Origin of the sequence: Plantactinospora endophytica, from assembly GCF_016862915.1 — a bacterium.
GTDB classification, from domain to species: Bacteria; Actinomycetota; Actinomycetes; order Mycobacteriales; family Micromonosporaceae; genus Plantactinospora; species Plantactinospora endophytica.
Map to the genome: position 1 here is coordinate 1 of NZ_BONW01000089.1, position 692 is coordinate 692.

General features: G+C 68.8%; 1 protein-coding gene. It reads right to left on the reverse strand.

Features of this window, described 5'->3' with window-relative positions; genetic code table 11:
• Positions 1-77: 77 nt before the first annotated feature.
• Positions 78-599, reverse strand: coding sequence for a signal peptidase I (gene lepB / locus Pen02_RS41450; RefSeq protein ID WP_203871689.1), 522 nt, complete (start codon positions 597-599; stop codon positions 78-80).
• Positions 600-692 lie beyond the last annotated feature (93 nt).

The following is a 692-nucleotide window of genomic DNA, read 5'->3' on the forward strand; positions in this document are numbered from 1 at the left end:
AATCTGCCGCCGTCCGGTGCAGCGCTTACCGTCGGCCATCTCGTAACCACCCGTAGCGGGTGTCAGGGGGAGCCTGGTCACTCGGCCATGACGGCGAACACCGACGACGCCGGTAGTGGCCCGGCACACCGGGAGTCGTTCGACCGGGCGCGGCTGTCGCCCATGACAAAGACGGAGTCGGCCGGAACGGTAACCGCGGCGAACCGGCGCGGCCCGCAGTGGTTCGGGTCCGGCGGCTCGTCGAGCGAGGCGTCCTCGGCCACGTACGGCTCGTTCAACGGCTTCCCGTTGACTGTCACCTTCCCCGCGGTGTCGCAGCAGGCGATTGCTTCGCCGCTGACCGCGATGACGCGTTTGAGTAGCGGCGTCTCGCGGTCACCCCAGAGGCCACCCGGCGAACGGAACAGGACGACGTCGCCGCGCCGTGGCTCATATGTGCCGGTGACCGTCCGCGCAGTGATGACCTGGCCGGCCCTGACCGTCGGCTCCATACTGACGCCGCCCTGGGTGAACTGTTCGGAGGCTCTTGTCCGGGTTGCTTCACCGTCGCCGCAGCCGGCAACCGCCATCACGAGAAGGAGCACCATCAGCCTGCGCATCCGACGGATCCTGCCAGAAGCGGCGGTGCCGTGCGGGTGCCGGACGCGGCCCTACCCGACCCTGTCCCTAAGCCAAGGTCACATGCGCTGTCA

Bases quoted from the DNA above. Each gene is read 5' to 3' on its own strand.
- lepB (WP_203871689.1), bottom strand. From the start codon at position 599: ATGCGCAGGCTGATGGTGCTCCTTCTCGTGATGGCGGTTGCCGGCTGC.